This is a genomic window from Chitinimonas prasina, from assembly GCF_030160395.1.
In the GTDB taxonomy this organism is placed as follows: Bacteria; Pseudomonadota; Gammaproteobacteria; order Burkholderiales; family Chitinimonadaceae; genus Chitinimonas; species Chitinimonas prasina.
The window spans coordinates 557,337-575,391 of record NZ_BSOG01000002.1 but is presented as its reverse complement, the minus strand read 5'-3'; the positions used below and the strand labels follow the sequence as shown (position 1 = coordinate 575,391).

Annotated in this window: 14 protein-coding genes; 13 read left to right on the top strand and 1 reads right to left on the bottom strand. The window is 61.0% G+C overall.

Annotated elements, in window-relative coordinates:
• Positions 1–35 precede the first annotated feature (35 nt).
• Positions 36–638 carry a LysE family translocator gene (locus QQK16_RS09670; protein WP_284196250.1) on the top strand — a complete coding sequence of 201 codons (603 nt, stop codon included), beginning with the start codon at positions 36–38 and terminating at the stop codon, positions 636–638.
• Positions 639–741: 103 nt separating this feature from the next.
• Positions 742–1,914: an O-succinylhomoserine sulfhydrylase gene (locus tag QQK16_RS09665; RefSeq protein WP_284196249.1), complete on the top strand. Its 1,173-nt coding sequence runs from the start codon at positions 742–744 to the stop codon at positions 1,912–1,914.
• Positions 1,915–1,968: 54 nt separating this feature from the next.
• Here the strand turns inward: QQK16_RS09665 and QQK16_RS09660 are convergent, their stop codons facing one another.
• Complete coding sequence (locus QQK16_RS09660; RefSeq protein ID WP_284196248.1) at positions 1,969–6,732, bottom strand: NAD-glutamate dehydrogenase; 4,764 nt, start codon at positions 6,730–6,732, stop codon at positions 1,969–1,971.
• A gap of 378 nt (positions 6,733–7,110) precedes the next feature.
• On the opposite strand from QQK16_RS09660, the gene QQK16_RS09655 reads away from it, so the two are divergent.
• The 11 genes from QQK16_RS09655 (at position 7,111) to astD (ending at position 18,040) form a co-directional block, all read left to right on the top strand.
• Positions 7,111–7,884, top strand: coding sequence for an ABC transporter substrate-binding protein (locus QQK16_RS09655; RefSeq protein ID WP_284196247.1), 774 nt, complete (start codon positions 7,111–7,113; stop codon positions 7,882–7,884).
• 229 nt (positions 7,885–8,113) lie between these two features.
• The gene (locus tag QQK16_RS09650) at positions 8,114–8,815 is read left to right on the top strand and encodes an ABC transporter permease (protein ID WP_284196246.1); all 702 of its coding nucleotides are present in this window, start codon (positions 8,114–8,116) and stop codon (positions 8,813–8,815) included.
• Positions 8,815–9,528, top strand: a complete 714-nt coding sequence (locus tag QQK16_RS09645; protein ID WP_284196245.1) for an ABC transporter permease — start codon at positions 8,815–8,817, stop codon at positions 9,526–9,528. The genes QQK16_RS09650 and QQK16_RS09645 overlap by 1 nt, the downstream gene beginning before the upstream one ends.
• A 3-nt stretch (positions 9,529–9,531) precedes the next feature.
• The gene (locus tag QQK16_RS09640; protein ID WP_284196244.1) at positions 9,532–10,650 is read left to right on the top strand and encodes a succinylglutamate desuccinylase/aspartoacylase family protein; all 1,119 of its coding nucleotides are present in this window, start codon (positions 9,532–9,534) and stop codon (positions 10,648–10,650) included.
• A gap of 64 nt (positions 10,651–10,714) precedes the next feature.
• On the top strand, positions 10,715–11,482 hold the full coding sequence (locus QQK16_RS09635) for an ABC transporter ATP-binding protein (protein WP_284196243.1): 768 nt from the start codon (positions 10,715–10,717) through the stop codon (positions 11,480–11,482).
• 6 nt (positions 11,483–11,488) lie between these two features.
• Positions 11,489–12,496, top strand: coding sequence for a GlxA family transcriptional regulator (locus tag QQK16_RS09630; protein WP_284196242.1), 1,008 nt, complete (start codon positions 11,489–11,491; stop codon positions 12,494–12,496).
• A gap of 103 nt (positions 12,497–12,599) precedes the next feature.
• The gene (locus QQK16_RS09625; protein ID WP_284196241.1) at positions 12,600–13,811 is read left to right on the top strand and encodes an aspartate aminotransferase family protein; all 1,212 of its coding nucleotides are present in this window, start codon (positions 12,600–12,602) and stop codon (positions 13,809–13,811) included.
• A gap of 195 nt (positions 13,812–14,006) precedes the next feature.
• Positions 14,007–15,014, top strand: coding sequence for an arginine N-succinyltransferase (locus tag QQK16_RS09620; RefSeq protein ID WP_284196240.1), 1,008 nt, complete (start codon positions 14,007–14,009; stop codon positions 15,012–15,014).
• Between the two features lie 11 nt (positions 15,015–15,025).
• The gene (gene astA / locus QQK16_RS09615) at positions 15,026–16,045 is read left to right on the top strand and encodes an arginine N-succinyltransferase (protein WP_284196239.1); all 1,020 of its coding nucleotides are present in this window, start codon (positions 15,026–15,028) and stop codon (positions 16,043–16,045) included.
• Between the two features lie 17 nt (positions 16,046–16,062).
• Positions 16,063–16,596 carry a GNAT family N-acetyltransferase gene (locus QQK16_RS09610; protein ID WP_284196238.1) on the top strand — a complete coding sequence of 178 codons (534 nt, stop codon included), beginning with the start codon at positions 16,063–16,065 and terminating at the stop codon, positions 16,594–16,596.
• Positions 16,577–18,040 carry a succinylglutamate-semialdehyde dehydrogenase gene (gene astD, locus QQK16_RS09605; RefSeq protein WP_284196237.1) on the top strand — a complete coding sequence of 488 codons (1,464 nt, stop codon included), beginning with the start codon at positions 16,577–16,579 and terminating at the stop codon, positions 18,038–18,040. Before QQK16_RS09610 ends, astD begins: the two co-directional genes overlap by 20 nt.
• The last annotated feature ends 15 nt before the right edge of the window (positions 18,041–18,055 follow it).

Here is an 18,055-nt window from a genome sequence, read left to right as displayed (position 1 = left end):
CACTGTGCGGCCATGTTCGACGGACGCCTGTCTTTATGCTCGGTATTACCGACTTCCCCGCTTTTCTGGTGGCTTCCACCCTGCTGATACTCTCACCTGGCCCTGGCACCCTGGCCATACTGGGATCAGCCACCGCCTCGCGCCGGGCAGGCTTTGCCGCGTTAGCAGGCACCAGCACCGGTGATGCCATCCTGCTGGCGGCGGCTGCCATTGGGGCGGCTACCCTGCTGGCCTCCAATCCCATGGCATTCAACGTGCTCAAGTATGGTGGCGGTGCCTATTTGGTTTGGCTGGGTATCAAGAGCCTGCTGTCCAAGGAGCAGGGCTTGGCCGTCAGTGGCCCGGGGCAGGGCAGTCCATTTCGTCGCAGCCTGCTGGTGACTTTGCTCAACCCCAAGGCGGTCGTTTTCTTCATGGCGTTTTTCCCCCAGTTCGTGCCGCCGGGCGCCAGTATCTGGGCCTTTGCCGTGCTGGGCGCTGTCTTTATCGGCCTCAACTGCATCTATCAGGCCATGTTGATCGTCGGTGCCGGTTTTATTCTGCGCCATCTGGACGAGGCCCCGCACTATGCCCTGTGGGTGAACCGCCTTTTGGGCGCTGTTTTCATCCTGTTTGGCGTCAAGCTGGCCGTGGGTTAGTGCTACCGAGGGCGGACAGTCGTCACCTCTTTTAATCAACCGTGCCTGTTGTTTGCACAGCCATGGCGCGATAAAAAACCATCACATCAGGAGCCCAAGCACCATGACCGATGATTTCGACTATCAGCTGGAAACCCTGGCCATACGCGCGGGGCAAGAGCGCAGCCAGTTTGGTGAACATGCCGAGGCGCTCTATTTGACTTCCAGCTTTGTGGCCGACAATGCCGCCCAGGCTGCAGCCCGCTTTACCGGGGCCGAGCCGGGTTTCATCTATTCGCGCTTTACCAATCCGACAGTGACGCTTTTCCAGGACAGGCTGGCCGCATTGGAAGGGGCAGAGGCTGCGGTGGCGACGGCCAGCGGTATGTCGGCCATTCTGGCGCTATGCATGGGGCACCTCAAGGCGGGAGATCATATCCTGGCGTCCAGCGGTATGTTTGGCGCCACCATTCAGTTGTTTTCCAACTGGCTGGCCAAGTTTGGTGTGACCAGCAGCTTTGTGCCGCCTACCGACCCTGCCGCCTGGGATGCCGCCGTGCGGCCGGAGACCAGGCTTTTCTTCCTGGAAACCCCATCCAACCCACTGACCGAGATTGCCGACATTGCTGCCATTTCGGCTGTTGCCCATCGGCACGGTGCCATCATGGTGGTAGATAACTGCTTCTGCTCGCCGGCCTTGCAGCGTCCCATTGCCTTGGGGGCCGATCTGGTGATCCATTCCGCCACCAAATACCTTGATGGCCAGGGGCGGGTGCTGGGCGGTGCGGTGGTGGGGAGCAAGGCCTTGATCGAGCCTATCTACCTGTTCTTGCGCACTGCCGGCCCCACCTTGAGTGCCTTCAATGCCTGGGTGCTGGTCAAGGGATTGGAAACGCTGGGCCTGCGCATGCGTGCCCACTGCGAGAACGCGCTGGCCCTGGCGCAGTGGCTGGAGACGCAACCGGCCATCGAACGTGTGTACTACCCCGGTTTGCCTTCGCACCCGCAGCATGAGCTGGCCAAGCGGCAGCAGTCTGGCGGCGGTGGCATTGTCTCGTTCGAGGTCAAGGGTGGGCAGGAGGCCGCGTGGCGCCTGGTGGATAGCGTGCAACTGCTCAGCCGCACGGCCAACCTGGGCGACGTGAAGACCACCATCACTCATCCCTATACCACGACCCATGGCCGTATCTCGCCCGAGGTCAAGGCGGCGGCAGGCATTACCCAAGGCCTGATACGTATCTCGGTAGGGCTGGAGCATATCGACGATATCAAGCGCGATCTGGCTCGCGGCTGGTAAAAAAAAGCCCCCCGGTACTACCGGGGGGCTTGATTGACCTGCTTGTTTCGCTGTTTAGGCAGCCAGGCGATTGCGTATCTCGCGCATGGCGGCGGACAGCATGGCTAGGTCCGGCGTGGCGACACGCAATTCCTCGAACATGCGGCCTACGTGCTCCAGCGCCACTTCGCGTGCCTTGAGCCAGGCATCCACCCGCTTCTGTACCGTGCCCGTGCCTGCCAGTACCCGTGCAGTCAGGCCGGCGTGTTCGCGGTAAAGCTCATCGCGCAGCGCCATGCGGGCCAGGGTTTGCCAGCGGTTGTCGCGTGGCAAGCCATCTACCACCTCGCGCAGCCAGTCTATCTGCAGTGCGCCTTCCAGCTTGAAATAGGCCTGGGCGACATCCTCCACGCTGGCCTTGCTTTCGCGGGCCAGGCGGGCGATGTCCAGCAGGGCCAGGACAGCATCCAAATACACCACGCGGCCGGCCAGCTCAGCCTTGACGCCAGCTGCCTTGAGCCGTTCGCGGGCACTGGCGAAATTGGCCTTGTCGGCCACCCACTTGTCCAGCTTGGGCAGCAGGGTGGGGATTTCGTCGGTGAGCTGAACCAAGCGCTTGTCGGCATCGGCTTCGGTCAGTTGCACACGCAGTACCCAGCGAGCTACGCGTTCCAGCTGCTTGCGCACTTCCAGCATCAGATCGTATTGGGTGGTGGTCGGCACCGTATTGTCCAATGCCTCCAGCTCGGCCCACAGCTTGTCGGCCTGCATCAGGCGGCTGGCCACGCTCCAGGCGTGCACGATTTCGGCGGGCGTGGCATTGGTTTCCTCGGCCACCCGGAATACAAAGCTGATACCCATGCGGTTGACGCACTCGTTGGTGAGTACGGTGGCCACGATCTCGCTGCGCAGCGGATGGCTGGGCAACTGCTTCTTGAACTTGTCTGCCATCTTGGTGGGGAAGTAGCCCGACAGCAGCTCGTCCCATTCCTTCATGGCGGGCAGGGGCGAAGCCAGCAGCTGGTCGAACAGGCCCAGCTTGGCATAGGCCAGCAATACGGCCAATTCCGGGCTGGTCATGCCCTGGCCGGCAGCCTGGCGCTCGGCCAGCAGTGCATCGTTGGGGAGATACTCGATACGGCGGCTGAGCCGGCCTGCGCGCTCCAGCGACTGCATGAAGCGGCCATGCACGCTCAGCAGCGACTTGGCCTGCTTCAGTTCCAGGCTGATGGCAGCGGTCTGCAGGTAGTTGTCGCGCAGTACCAGTTCACCCACATTGTCCGTCATCTCGGCCAGCAGGGCATTGCGCTGCTTCAGCGTCATGTCGCCTGCCTGTACCAGGCGGCCCAGCAAGATCTTGATATTGACTTCGTGGTCAGAGCAATCCACGCCGGCCGAATTGTCGATGGCATCGGTACAGATATGGCCGCCGCTGAGTGCATATTCCACGCGCCCCAGTTGGGTAAAGCCGAGGTTACCGCCTTCACCTATCACACGGGCACGGATTTCACGGCCGTCTATGCGTAGTGCATCGTTGCTGCGGTCGCTGGCCTCGGCGTGGCTCTGGCTGCTGGACTTGAAGTAGGTACCTATGCCGCCGTTATACAGCAGGTCCACCGGTGCCTTGAGGATGGCGCGGATCAGGTCGTTAGGCGCCAGTGCTTCGTCGGTGATGTCGAGCACCTTGCGGATTTCCGGCGACAGCGGGATGGACTTGGCGCTACGCGAGTAGATGCCACCGCCCTTGGACAGCGTCTTCTTGTCGTAGTCCTCCCAACTGGAGCGGGGCAGGGCGAACATGCGCGAACGCTCCTTGAAGCTCTTGGCGGTATCGGGATTGGGGTCCAGGAAGATATGCAGGTGGTTGAAGGCGGCGACCAGCTTGATCTGATCGGACAGCAGCATACCGTTGCCGAACACGTCGCCCATCAGGTCACCGATGCCGACTACGGTGAAGGGTTGCTTCTGGGTGTCGTGGCCCATTTCACGGAAATGGCGCTTGACCGATTCCCAGGCGCCCTTGGCAGTGATACCCATCTTCTTGTGGTCGTAGCCAACCGAGCCGCCGGAGGCAAAGGCATCGTCCAGCCAGAAGCCGTATTCCTGCGATACGCCATTGGCGATATCGGAGAAGGTGGCCGTGCCTTTGTCTGCCGCGACCACCAGGTAGGGATCATCAGCATCCAGGCGATGCACGGCCTTGGGTGGGACGACCTTGCCATCGACCAGGTTGTCGGTCAGATCCAGCAGACCACGGATAAAGGTCTTGTAGCAGGCGACGCCCTCGGCCTGATAGGCCTCGCGTTCGGTCGGTGCCTGCTTGAGCACAAAGCCGCCCTTGGAGCCTACCGGGACGATAACCGTGTTCTTGACCTGCTGTGCCTTGACCAGGCCCAGCACTTCGGTGCGGAAATCTTCCTTGCGGTCGGACCAGCGCAGGCCGCCACGGGCCACCTTGCCGAAGCGCAGGTGGATGCCTTCCACGCGTGGCGAATAAACAAAGATCTCATACAGCGGCACAGGCTGCGGCATGTTGGGGATCTTGGCGCTTTCGAACTTGAAGCTGATGTAGTCCTTGACCTCGCCCGCCGGGCCCGGCTGGAAGAAGTTGGTACGCAAGGTGGCGGAAATGGTGTGGAAGAAGCCAGACAGAATGCGCTCGTCGTCGATGCTGGGCACCTGGGCCAAGGCCTCCTTGATCTTGGCGCTGAGCGCAGCAACCTGCTTGACCTGCTTTTGCTTGGGATCGTGCAAGGACAGGAACAGCGTGGCCAGGTCGCGGGCGATCTCACGGAAATGCCCCAGGCGCTCTGCAATGTGATCCAGGCTGTAATTGAGGCCGATCTGCTTGAGGTACTTGGCGTAGGCGCGCAGCAGCACGACTTCGCGCCAGCCAAGGCCAGCCAGCAGGATCAGCTTGTTGAAGCGATCATTCTCGGCATGGCCTTCGAAGATGGCAGCAAAGCCCTGCTGGAAGGCATTGCGGGTCTCGTCTTCGTCCAGCAGGCCGGAAATCGGCAGCTTGATGGCGATGTCGGTTACCCAGGCGCGGCCGCCGTCGGCGAACTTCAGCGTGTAGGGCTGTTCCTCTATCACGCGTACGCCCATGTTTTCCAGTACGGGCAGGCTGTCGCTGAGCGCAATTGGGTCTTCGCGGAAAATCTTGAAGCGATGCAGGGTGGGATCGGCCAGGCTGGCATCCATCAGCTTCATGGTCAGGCTCTTGCCTGCCAGTGCCTGCTCAATCTTGTCGATATCGCTGACGGCGGTACGGGCGTCGTAGTCGGCGTAGTAGGCCGCGGCAAAGGCGCGGGCGTACTTGGCATGCAAGGCCATGCCTCGCTCTTCGCCGGCATGGCTGGCGAGGTTGAGCTGCAGGTCGTCGGTCCAGCGGCGGGTGGCCTGGGCGATATTGGCTTCGATCTCGCGCGGGTCGTAATCGGGCAGGCTGGAGCCCGTTGGCGTGCGGACGATGAACTGGATGCGGGCCAGTACCGAGTCCGACAGCATGACGTTGAATTCTGCCGAGGTGCCGTTGAAGGCGTTCAGCAGCAGTTGCTGCATCTTTACCCGCACATCGGTGTTGTAGTTGTCCCGCGGCAGGTAGACCAGAGCCGAGACATAGCGGCGATAAAGGTCTTCGCGTATGAAGGCGCGCACCTGGTTGCGCTCCTGCAGGCTGACAATGCCCAGCGAGATTTCGCTCAGGGCCGATTCACTGATCTCCAGCAATTCGTCGCGCGGATAGGTTTCCAGTACGTTGAGCAAGGTCTTGCCCTTGTGGCTGCTGGCGGCAACCTGGCTGGCGGCCATCACGGCATCGATCTTGCGGCGCAGAACCGGGATCTGGTGCGGTGGCGTGTTGTAGGCCTTGGCCGTGTACAGGCCCAGGAAGCGGCGCTCGCCGGTGACATTGCCCTTGCTGTCATAGCGCTTGAGGCCGACGCAGTCGAGGTAGGCGCCACGATGCACGGTGGAGCGGGAGTTGGTCTTGGTCAGCAGCAGCGGGGTCTTGTCACGTGCCAGCGCACGGATATCGGCGGGCAGGGCGGCAAAACTGGCCGAGTGGGCGCCACGGGTCTCGCCGCGCAACAGGCCCAGGCCAGAGCCCTTGACGATAGTCAGCTGCACGCCTTCCTTGCTGTCGGTCAGGTTGTAATCGCGATAGCCCAGGAAGACGAAATGGTCATCCTGCAGCCATTCCAGGTAGGACAAGGCTTCTTGCCATTCGGCCTTTTCTACTGCCGGCTTGCACTTGGTCAGCTCGCTGTGTACTTCGGCGAGCCGTTTGGCCATGCAGTCAAAATCTTCCACACAGTCCTTGAGCTGGCTCAACACCTTCAGCAGCTCAGCCTTGATCTCGTCCAGCTTGGACTTGTCGCTGATACGGTCGATCTCCAGATGTATCCACGATTCAGCTTGGCCTGCGCCCAGTTCGTCCAGCTTGCCGGCCTTGTTGCGCGTGACCTTGAGCACAGGGTGGATGATCAGGTGTATGCCGTAGCCCAGGCGATTCAGCGCCAGGCTGACTGTATCGACCAAGAAAGGCTTGTCGTCATTCACCAGTTCGATCACGGTGTGGCTGGTCTGCCAGCGGTGGTCGTCAAAGCTGGGGTTGTAGACGCGTACCTGCGCCTCGCCCGCCTTGCGCGTGGCCGCCAGTTTCAGGTGGGCGAGCACGGCACCGTACCAGTCCTGCGCATCGCGGCGGGCAAGATCATGGGCATCAGTATCGGCGTAGTAGTTCTGGATCAGCGAGGTGAGGTTGACCGGTCCGGCCTCTCGCGCATCGGCATGGCGCTGGATGTCTGCTAAGAGGCTGGCGTGGAAGGTTTGCATCTTGGGTTGTCTCCTGTTGGACTGCGAGCGATGCGCTTTTTGAGCAATCGCTTGTTTGATTGCCGCTCCCTTGCAAGGGATTCTTGGCAAGCGCGACGACATTGTAGCGCCGACGCGACGATTACCAGTATTAGGGGATGCGACACTTTGTTATAGCCGCGCCCCGTCGCAGGGCAATACTGGGGCGCTAAGACTACCTTTTGCACCGTTTTGTTGCACCTGTTTAGGGGTATTTGCACTGCTGTACGAAGATGTCGCATTCCAGCAATGGTGTAGGTCCAAATGGCGGATTACAATCAGCGCCGGTTCCGGTTTCTCCGAGGCCGCAATGTTGGCTTCGCCGGTTTCCACACTCATCCAAGAACGAGGAGTAAGGCAATGAAGAAAACCGCGCTGTTTGGTGCGATCGCACTGGCGCTGTCCGTGGCCGCTTCGGCCAAGGAATGGAAGGAAGTTCGCGTCGCAATCGACGCTACGTACAAGCCTTTCACCTACAAGACGCCCGATGGCAAGCCCACCGGTTTCGATGTGGATATTGCCAATGCACTGTGCGCCGAAATGAAGGCCAAGTGCGTGTTCGTTGAGCAAGCCTGGGACGGCATGATTCCTGGCCTGAACGCCAAGAAGTACGACGCCATCATTTCCTCGATGTCCATCACTGAAGACCGCAAGAAGGCCGTGGACTTCACCGGCAAGTACTACAACACGCCTTCGCGCATCGTTGTGAAGCTGGGCACAATCAAGAACGTGCCGGCCGAACTCAAGGGCAAGAAGATCGGCGTGCTGAAGGGTTCGACCCAGGAGAAGTACGCCAAGGGTGAACTGGAAGCCTCCGGTGCTGTGATCGTTCCCTACGAGGCTCAGGATCAGGTCTACCTGGATATCAAGTCCGGTCGCCTGGATGGCACCGTGGCCGACAGCGTGGAAGTGTATGAAGGCTTCCTCAAGACCGCTGATGGCAAAGGCTGGGGCTTTGTTGGTCCTATCCTGAACGACAAGAAGTATTTCGGTGAAGGCGCCGGCATCGCTATCCGTAAGAGCGATACCGATCTGCGCGATGCCTTGAACAAGGGCATCAAGAATATCCGTGCAAACGGCACCTGGAAGAAGATCAACGACAAGTACTTCAACTTTGAAGTCTGGGGCGGCTAAGCCCATACGCGTTTGATCGCAAGGACGGCGCAATCAGAAGGGGGCTTTACCGCTCCCAGGTTGGGATTGCGCCGTTTTCGTCTCTCGTCCTATCCTTGATTCTTGCGGCACGCCCGCATACGGGTTTGTCCTGACGTTGTTTTGCTCGCCGTAGCATCGCGACAGGCATACCCTTGGTTACGCCCCACCCCCAAAGCCGCATTCCCGCAAGCGGTACAGAGATCAATCGATGGAAGAGTACATAGTCAATATTCTCAAGGGTTCGGTGCTCACGATGGAAGTGGCACTGGGCTCGCTGGCCGTGGCCGTGGTATTGGGCCTGCTTGGCGCAACGGCCAAGTTGGCGCAGAGCAAGCCACTGAACTGGCTGGCAGGCATTTATTCCACAGTGATACGCGGCATTCCCGACCTGGTGCTGATGCTGCTGATCTTCTACGGCGGCCAGATACTGCTGAACAAGGGCCTGGAGCTGGTAGGTTACGAGGAATACATCGAGATCAACCCCTTCCTCGCTGGTGTACTTACCATAGGCTTCATTTATGGCGCCTACATGACCGAGACCTTTCGGGGCGCCATCATGGCCATACCCAAGGGGCAGATGGAGGCAGGCTACGCCTTCGGCATGAGCAAGTCGCGGGTGTTTTTTCATATCACCGTGCCGCAGATGATCAGGCTGGCCCTGCCCAGCTTCACCAACAACTGGCTGGTGTTGATCAAGGCCACCGCGCTGGTATCCATCCTCGGCCTGCCGGACATGACCATGCTGGCCAAGCAGGCCGCTTCGGCCGCCCGTGATGTGACGCCACTGGCGCCCATGCTGTTCTTCCTGTTCACCGGTGCCATCTACCTGGCGATCACAACCGTGTCGCTGATCGTACTGAAGCAACTGGATAAGCGTTACTCCATGGGCGTACGCCGGGGAGAGTTCTGATGCAATTCGAAGTCATTTTCGAGCCGGCTACGCTCAAGCTGTTCGGCCAAGGCATTCTGGTCAGCCTCAAGCTGCTGTTTATCTCGGTCACCATCGGTGCCGTGCTGTCCATTCCCATGGCCATCATGCGGGTCTCCCGCAACAAGTGGCTGTCCACCCCTGTGTGGCTGTACACCTATGTTATGCGTGGCACGCCCATGCTGATCCAGGTCTACCTGATCTACTACGGCGTGGCGCAGCTGGAGTTCGTCCAGTCCAATTGGGATACGGTGCCACTGCTCATACCGTTCAAGGATGCGCTGTTCTGCTGCGTGCTGGCATTTACCCTCAATACCTGCGCCTACACCACCGAGATGCTGGCGGGCGCCATCCGCGACACCAACCACGGCGAGATAGAGGCGGCCCGCGCCATGGGCATGAGCCGACGGCAGCTGATGTGGCGCATCGTACTGCCATCGGCGCTGCGCCGTACTCTGCCGGCGTATTCCAATGAGGTCATCATGATGCTGCACGGCACCTCGCTGGCCAGTACGGTGCCGGCATTGATGGATATCACGGGCGCTGCCCGCAGCGTGTATTCGGATTTCTATCTGCCGTTTGAGGCCTTTATCACGGCGGGTGCTATCTACCTGGTGCTGACTTTTACCCTGGTCTGGTGCTTCAAGCTGGCAGAGCGCCGTTGGCTGGCTTATCTGCAACCGCGAAAGGCCTGAGCCATGGAAATCAGACGTCATGCCTTGCTTTCACCCAGCGTGGGCACGCGCCGTGAGCTGCTGAGCTTTCATTACGGCACGCCTGGCACCGGGCAGAAGGTGTACTTGCAGGCTAGCCTGCATGCCGACGAATTGCCCGGCATGCTGGTACTTCACCACCTGAAGCAGCGCCTGGCGGTGCTGGAATCACAGGGGCAGCTGCGCGGTGAAGTGGTGGTGGTGCCGGTGGCCAACCCGATCGGGCTGGACCAGACCCTCATGCATGGGCAATTGGGGCGGTTCGAGTTTGCCAGCAGCGAGAATTTCAACCGCCACTATCCGGATTTCCTGGCTTTGCTGGGTGAAGGCATAGTCGCCAGACTGGGTCCGGATGCCGAGGCCAACAAGCGGGCCATACGCGCCGCCATGGGCGACGCTCTTGGCCGCATCAAGCCGGCAACGGAGTTGCAGTCGTTGCGCCACATTCTGGTCAGCCTGGCCTATGACGCCGATGTCGTGCTGGACCTGCACTGTGATTTCGAAGCCGTGTTGCATGTGTATACCGAAACGCCTTGCCTGGAGCAGGCCGAACCCTTGTGTCGTTATCTGGGTGCGCAGGCCGTGCTATTGGCCAAGGGCTCGGGTGGCGCTTCATTTGACGAGGCGCTCAGTGGACACTGGTGGCAACTGGCGGAACGCCATGCGGGCCGCTACCCCATTCCACAGGCCTGTTTTTCGGCCACGGTGGAACTGCGTGGCAATACCGATGTTTACCACCCGGTGGCGGGTCAGGATGCGGACAATCTGATCGCCTTCCTGCAGCATCGTGGCGTGGTGGCTGGCGATCCGCCTGCCATGCCGACTGCATTGTGTGAGGCAACGCCCTTGGCGGGGTCGGAGACCTTGCACGCGCCCCATGCGGGTGTAGTGGCCTTCCACCGCCAGACTGGCGACTACATCGAGGCGGGAGAGGTGGTGGTGGACGTCATTGACCCGCTGACCGACACGGTGACCTCGGTGACTGCCTCCGTGAGCGGTGTCCTCTACGCCCGCAGCATTGTGCGCTATGCCACCACCGGCATGGACCTGTGCAAGGTTGCCGGCAAGGTGGCCTTCCGCAGTGGCTACCTGCTGAGCGCCTGAACCCCCATACCCAGGGTCGGCGCAGCTAGCGCGCCAGCCCAGATCATCTGCGACGGAGACAACCGTGAGTATCAAGCTTCAAGTTGAAGACCTGCACAAAAGCTATGGCAGCCACGAAGTGCTGAAAGGCGTGTCGCTGACAGCCCATGGCGGGGACGTGATCAGCATCATCGGCTCCAGCGGATCGGGCAAGAGTACCTTCCTGCGTTGCATCAATATGCTGGAACGGCCGCATGCCGGCCGGATCACGGTGGCAGGCGAGGAGATGAAGCTGGTGACGGCCAAGGATGGCATGTTCAAGGCTGCCGACGAACGCCAACTGCAGATGATGCGCGCCAAGCTGGCCATGGTGTTCCAGCACTTCAATCTGTGGGCCCACATGACGGTGCTGCAGAACATCATCGAGGCCCCTGTCAATGTGCTGGGGGTCAGCCGAACCGAGGCGGTGGAGCGGGCACGCAAATACCTGGACAAGGTCGGCCTGAAGAATGTTGAAGACAAATACCCAGCCCATATGTCGGGCGGACAGCAGCAGCGCGTGGCCATAGCCCGTGCGCTGGCCGTCGAGCCTGAGGTCATGCTGTTTGATGAACCCACCTCGGCGCTCGACCCCGAGCTGGTGGGTGAAGTGTTGCGTGTGATGAAGTCGCTTGCAGAGGAAGGCCGCACCATGGTGGTGGTGACACATGAAATGGCCTTTGCCCGTGAGGTTTCCAACCATGTGATCTTCCTGCACCAGGGGCGCATCGAAGAACAGGGAAATCCCAAGGAGGTGCTGGTCAACCCGACCAGCGAGCGCCTCAAGCAGTTCCTGTCGGGCAGCCTCAAGTAGCCCCTCATGTTTGACTATGCCGAAAAGCCCGCCACGCAGACATTGAGTGTGCTGCTGCTGCCCGGCTTCTCGGCCAGCGAGCTGGGCCTGCTGCTCGATTGCAGTGGCGAGATCAACCGCCTCACCGGTAGTGTGCTGTACCAGGTCAGGCTGTTGTCGCAGGATGGCAATCCAGTGATGTCACGACACGGCCGCCTGCAGGTGGTGGACGCCGTGTTTGATCCGGCACAGGCGCTTGCCGTGCTGTTCGTGGCGGCATCCGACCTGCCCAAGCCATTGAGCATGACCGACCCCGTGGTCAGCGGTCTGGCCCAGCTTGGGCGGCAGCGCTGCCTGCTGGGGGCATGGCATGCAGGCGCTTTCTGGCTGGCAGCGGCGGGCTTGCTCAATGGCTGCAGGGCGACCTTGCATTGGTCGCTGCTGGAGGTGTTTTCTGAGCGCTACCCGCAGGTTGTGGCCTCGACAGCCTTGTTCGAGGTGGACCGTGATCGCGCCACCTGTGGTGGTGGCGTGGCAGTGGTCGATCTGTTTCTGCACCTTGCCGCACGGCAACACGGTGCTGATCTGATGGCATCGGTGGCAGAGAACCTGCTGCTGGAGCGTATTCGCGGCCGTGATGATAGGCAGCGCATACCGTTGAAAAACCGGGTGGGCAGCAATCAGCCCAAGCTGGTGCAGGCCGTCATGCTGATGGAGGCCAACCTGGAAGAGCCCCTGACGACGGATGAGATCGCCCAGCATGTCTGTGTTTCGCGGCGGCAGCTGGAGCGGCTGTTCAAGCAGCACCTCGACAGCGTGCCATCGCAGTACTACCTGGAACTGCGGCTCAATCGCGCCCGCCAGATGCTGCGGCAAACCGCCAAATCCATCATCCAGATAGGGCTGAGTTGCGGTTTTTCCAGCGGCCCGCATTTTTCCAGCGCCTACCGTAATCATTTTGATACCACCCCGCGCGAGGATAGGCAGCGCGGTACGGTAAAGAGTGAGTCGCAAGATACACCCAGCAGCCCATAATGGGCCTGAACCCATTACGAAGATGTCGCAATACCGGAATCCACGCCGCTGCGACTTCCCTAGAATGACTCCCATATCCGCAAAAGCCTGAAAGGATGCTCCCGTGAGCCAAACCGTTAGCCGTGCCGATTTCGACCAGTTCATGGTGCCTAACTACGCACCTGCCGATTACATACCCGTGCGCGGCGAAGGGGCTCGCCTGTGGGATCAGCAGGGGCGTGAGTATGTGGACTTTGCTGGCGGCATCGCCGTGAATGCACTGGGCCATGCTCACCCGGCATTGGTGAAGGCGCTGACTGAGCAGGCCCAAAAGCTCTGGCATGTCTCCAATACCCTGACCAACGAGCCGGCATTGCGTCTGGCCCGCAAGCTGGTGAACGCGACCTTTGCCGACCGGGTGTTCTTCTGCAATTCCGGAGCTGAAGCCAACGAGGCCGCGTTCAAGCTGGCGCGCAAGTGGGCGATCGATACGGCTGGTGCCGACAAGCACGAGATCATTTCGACCACCAATTCCTTCCATGGTCGGACCTTCTTTACCGTAACCGTGGGTGGCCAACCCAAGTACTCAGATGGCTTTGGCCCGCGTCCCCAGGGCGTGACCCACATACCCTACAACGATCTGGCAGCCCTCAAGGCCGCCATCTCTGACAAGACCGCTGCGGTGGTGATCGAGCCCGTACAGGGCGAGGGCGGGGTCCTGCCGGCGACCGCCGACTATCTCAAGGGCGTGCGCGAGCTGTGCGATCAGCACAAGGCGCTGCTGGTCTTCGACGAAGTGCAGACTGGTGTGGGCCGGAGCGGCTCGCTCTATGCCTATATGGAGTACGGTGTCACGCCCGATATCCTGACTTCGGCCAAATCCCTCGGTGGCGGTTTCCCTATCGGTGCGATGCTCACCACCGAGGCGGTAGCCCAGCATTTTGCCGTGGGCACCCATGGTTCCACTTACGGTGGCAATCCGCTGGCCTGTGCTGTGGCAGAGGCGGTGATTGATGTGGTCAACACCCCGGAAGTGCTGGCCGGTATCCGCGCCAAGCATGAGCGCTTTGTCAGCCGCCTGACGGCCATGGGCGACAAGACCGGGGCCTTCCAGCAGGTGCGTGGCATGGGCTTGCTGATTGGCGCGGTTCTGGCAGAACCCTACAAGGGCCGCGCCAAGGATTTCATGACGGCAGCCGCCAAGGCCGGTGTGATGGTGCTGCAGGCTGGGCCGGATGTGGTGCGCTTTGCCCCCAGCCTGGTGATCGCCGACGCCGATATCGACGAGGGCCTTGACCGTTTTGAGCAGGCGGTAAACGAGGTTGCAGGGCGCTAAGCGCATCATAACGACAAGGAGCGGCCCGCACTCGCAAGGCTCAGGTGGTGCTTGTGGGGAGCCGCTTTCGACCAGGGGCGGCTGACTAAACCGTTCCAGCGTTGTCACTCTAGCCATGGTGCAGCACTGTTGCGCACACCAGGCCAGAGCCGCGATACGGGGTTTGTTGGCAGTTCCAGATGAGGAGACCGTAGGGTGCTAGTGCTTCGTTCCAGCCGATTGGCCGATTTGCCCGGTGTTGAGCTGCTTGCCCAGGAAAGCCCGGTAGGGGTGACATCGCTGCCCGCCAATCGTGATGCACTCTATCGTCGTATCCAGGCATCCATTGATTCCATGGCGGCTGACGTGGGTTTCCATGGTGAAGAGAGCTATCTCTTCGTACTGGAAGATACCGACAGCAAGGCCTTGGTCGGGGTCTCCGGCCTGGTGGCATCGGCTGGTTTCAGCGAGCCGTTCTACAGCTATCGGAACGAGACCCTGATCCACGCTTCGCCCGGCCTCGGTATCCACAACAAGATACACGCACTGTCGCTATGCCATGACCTGACAGGCAATACGCTACTGACGGGCTTTTACTGCCGCGATGAGCTGGACTTCAGCCGCTGGAGCGATCTGCTCTCACGGGGTCGCTTGCTGTTCCTGGCGCAATGGCCGGCGCGGTTTGCCGAGGGCGTGGTCTCGGAGATGCTGGGGGTGAACCGGCCCGATGGCACCAGCCCATTCTGGGATTCGGTAGGCCAGGTGTTCTTTGGTATCGGCTACCAGGATGCCGAGTTCTACTGTGGCGTGAAGGGACGCAAATTCATTGCCGAGCTGATGCCGCAGCATCCCATCTATGTGCCTTTGCTCAGTGACGAGGCACAGACTGCCATGGGGCAGGTCAGCACGGACTCGGAAGTGCCTTTTGATGTACTGCTGCGCGAAGGCTTCGAGACCGAGAACTATATCGATATTTTTGACGGTGGCCCGACGCTGCATGCCCGCACGTCCAGCATACGCACGGTGGTGCAGAGTCGACTGGCGCAGGCCAGGGCCGGTGCCGGTGGCAGTACGCCCTTCCTTGTGGCCACCACCCGCCTGGAGGATTTCCGCGCCACGGTTGCCGAGGCTGAACTGGCGGGTGACGAAATCAAGCTGCCTTTGGCCGTGATGACGGCCCTGGCACTGCAAGATGGAGAGACGGTGCGCATCGCGCCGCTGTGAGGATTCAGACTATGCTGGTACGTTCCATACGCCGCGAAGACCTCGCGGCACTGATGCAGCTGGCCCGCAGCACCGGGGTTGGGGTGACGACACTGCCGGTCAATGAAGAGCGACTTACCCGTCGCATAGACAGCTCATTGCAGGCCATCGCTGGCGAGCCGGATCCGGCGGAGTCCAGCTTCGTGTTCGTGCTGGAAGACGATACGGCGCAAGGCCATGTGGCGGGGATCTGCGGTATTGAAGGCGCGGTGGGAGGCAACGAGCCTTGGTACAACTATCGTGTCGGCCTGTCGGTGCATAGCTCGCGCGAGATCGGCGTGTATCGCAAGCTCGATACCCTGTTTCTAACCAATGACCTGACGGGTGCGGCTGAGCTGTGTTCCTTGTTTCTGCAGTCGGAATACCGACGCGACAACAACGGCAGCCTGCTGTCGAAGAGCCGTTTTCTGTTTATGGCCGAGTTCCCCGAGCGGTTCAATCCGCGCGTGATTGCGGAGATGCGGGGGGTATCGGATGAGGGCGGGCGTTCACCGTTCTGGGAGAGCCTGGGGCGGCATTTCTTCAAGATGGATTTCTCGGAAGCGGATTACCTGACCGGCATAGGCCAGAAATCCTTTATCGCCGAGCTGATGCCGCAGCACCCGGTCTATACCGCTTTTCTGAGCGAGGAGGCACGTGCCGTCATCGGCATGGTGCACGACAATACCCGGCCAGCCCTGGCCATGCTGGAAGGCGAGGGCTTCCGCTATAACGGTTATGTGGACATCTTTGATGCCGGCCCGACTATCGAGTCCGCCCTGGGCGATATCCGCGCCGTGCGCGATAGCCAGATACTGACGGCCAAGCCGGAAGACGAGACCCGTGGCCGCAACTGGTTGATATCCAACCGGCAACTGGGCGACTTCCGGGTGTGTCTGGCGCAGACCGAGCCCACGCCAGCGGGCCTGCCGTTGACCCGCGAGGTAATCGCGCGCCTGGGTATAGAGCCTGGGGCGAGCGTACGCGCTGTGCCCTTGTCCGCCAAGCTGTGAGCCGACGGATGAATACGATGTCGCTTTGCCGGTGGGAGTACCTGAGCCAAGCGCAGCGCCAAGCCGTGGCCGAACTGCGTATCAGCGAGGCGCAGGTCGAGTTTTGCGGCGCTGTGGAGAAGGCGATAGCCCTATGCCAGGAGACCGACCCTGAGCTGCTGCGCGGTGTGGCCTTCCTGTCTGAGGGCAGGGTAGTTGGCTTCTGCCTAGTACGGCGCGGCGCCATGGCAGCACCTTGGGTACCCGCTGATGCGGTGGCAATTACTGGCTTGAGAATGGACATCTGTGCGCAGGGGAAGGGGCTGGGCCGACAAGCACTGCTTGCCTTGTCGGCATGCGTGCTCGCTGTCTGGCCCGAGACGGCCAGGTTGGTACTGAGTGTCGACGAGCATAACCCGGCTGGGATTGCCGCTTATGAGCGGGCCGGATGGGTGGATGATGGCCCGCGCTACCAGGGCAGGATAGGTATGGAGCGCCGGATGACGAAATGGCTTGAGGCCATGACCAAAGATAGAGAACAGGATAAGCACCATGACGCAGCAATTCATTGATGGCCATTGGGTGGGCGGCGAGGGGCAGGCACTGACATCGAAGAACCCTGTCAGCCAAGCAACCGTGTGGCAGGGTCAGGCCGCTACGGCCGAGCAGGTGGACGTTGCCGTCAAATCGGCACGCGCTGCCTTTCCCCGCTGGCGCCAGCTGGGTTTTGCCCAGCGTGAAGCGATTGTGCGGCGGTTTGCCGAGCTGCTGAATGAAAACAAGGCGGCGCTGGCGGACGCCATTGGTCTCGAAACCGGTAAGCCGCGCTGGGAGGCGTTGACCGAAGTGCAGACCATGATAGGCAAGGTCGATATTTCGGTGAAGAGCTACCACGAACGTACAGGCGAGAAGGAAAGCACCATGGGCGATGCCCAGGCGGTGCTGCGGCATAGGCCGCACGGGGTGGTGGCCGTGTTCGGTCCGTATAACTTCCCTGGTCACCTGCCCAATGGCCATATTGTGCCGGCCTTGCTGGCGGGCAATGCTGTGCTGTTCAAACCATCGGAGCTGGCCCCCATGGTGGCGCAGCAGACAGTCGCCTTGTGGGAAAAGGCTGGCTTGCCGGCTGGGGTGCTGCAATTGCTGCAGGGCGCCAAGGATACCGGCGTGGCACTGGCTGGCCACGCGGGCATCGATGGCCTGTTCTTCACCGGCTCCAGCAATACTGGCCACTACCTGCACAAGCAGTTTGCCGGTCAACCCGACAAGATCCTGGCATTGGAGATGGGCGGCAATAACCCGCTGATTGTGGCGCAGGTCGGCAATATCGATGCCGCCGTCTTCCAGACCATACAGTCGGCCTTTATCTCAGCCGGGCAGCGCTGTACCTGCGCCCGCCGCTTGATCGTGCCACGCACTGCCGAGGGCGATGCCTTCCTGGCACGATTGGTGGATGTGGCGGCCAGGCTCAAGGTCGGCCGCTGGGATGATGCCGAGGCGCCCTTTATGGGGGCGGTGATCTCGCTGGCGGCGGCCGATCATCTGCTACAGGCGCAGGAGGCCCTGTTTGCACGCGGCGCCAAGGCCTTGCTGCCTATGCGCCGGCTTGAAGCCGGCACGGCCTTGCTGTCTGCCGGCATCATCGATGTGTCCGAGGTGAGCGACCTGAGCGATGAAGAGCATTTCGGCCCCTTGCTCAAGGTACAGCGCTACCAGCACTTTGAAGAGGCTATTGCCCTGGCCAACGCTACCCGCTATGGCTTGGCAGCTGGACTGCTGTCCGACAACAAGGCCTTGTACGAGCAGTTCTGGCAAGAGAGCCGTGCCGGCATCGTTAACTGGAACAAGCAGCTGACAGGGGCTTCCAGCGCAGCGCCGTTCGGTGGGGTGGGTGCAAGCGGCAATCACCGGGCCAGTGCCTACTATGCGGCCGACTATTGCAGCTATCCGGTGGCGGGGTTGGAAACGCCAGAGCTGGCGCTCCCTGCCAGTCTGCCTGTTGGCTTGAGTATGTAAACCATGCGAATTGCC